This window comes from Elstera litoralis (assembly GCF_000963705.1).
In the GTDB taxonomy this organism is placed as follows: domain Bacteria; phylum Pseudomonadota; class Alphaproteobacteria; order Elsterales; family Elsteraceae; genus Elstera; species Elstera litoralis.
The window spans coordinates 1-763 of record NZ_LAJY01000801.1 but is presented as its reverse complement, the minus strand read 5'-3'; the positions used below and the strand labels follow the sequence as shown (position 1 = coordinate 763).

1 protein-coding gene is annotated in these 763 nt (G+C 49.9%); it reads right to left on the bottom strand.

Going from position 1 to position 763, the window contains the following annotated elements:
- On the bottom strand, positions 1–144 hold a 144-nt coding region (locus VZ95_RS23470; protein ID WP_332308146.1), incomplete at its 3' end, for an undecaprenyl-diphosphate phosphatase.
- Between the last annotated feature and the right edge of the window lie 619 nt (positions 145–763).

The window sequence follows — 763 nt, the reverse complement described above, 5'->3', positions numbered from 1 at the left end:
GATCTCGAATACTTTGCCCGGCGGGCCTTGGAAGCCGATCAAATCGCCGAGCAGAATCAGATGCCCGGTGGAGGAAACCGGCAGAAACTCCGTCAGCCCTTCCACCAGCCCCAGAAAAGCCGCCTGCCAAAACAGCGTATCCACCGTTGTTACCCCTCATTTTACTAGATCAAAACTGGCATGTGCTCGGGCAACGCCGATCCGGCTCGCTTTATATCAGAACACAGGAAGCAGGGAGTCTTTTTCCGGCGGATACTGAGAAGTGTACCAGTCCCGTCTGCGGAAGGAGGGTAGGCGCAAATTCGGAGGCATGCATATGATTGTTAATAAATCATAAACATACAACCATAATAGTGAGAAATTATAAAAATTCTCGTTGAGGTTGTGGATTTTTTTGGTAATTTGTTTTTTGTTGAGTTGGTTTTGTACAAAATGGGAGAACAGAGAGATGTGCAATTTCGTATTGTCGCCCTTTGAGAAGATGAAGTCCCGAATTGCTTTCGGTGGGGATGGGGGTTCGGACGCAGCAAGTTGTGCAGCTTCAGTCGGGGTAGGTGCTGCGGTTGGCTCGATTGATGGAAATCCTATTGGTGTTGTTGGCGGCGCTGCGGCCGGTTTTGTCGGGAATTACGATTGCATCAGTACCGTTACAAATGCTGTTACAGGTGCTTTTTCAGCCAGCAGCCCGAATGACAGTTTTTACAATGGGATGGGCGATTCCGGGTGGACCGGTGGTCCCTCTGGTGGGGATCATTGAGCGTAG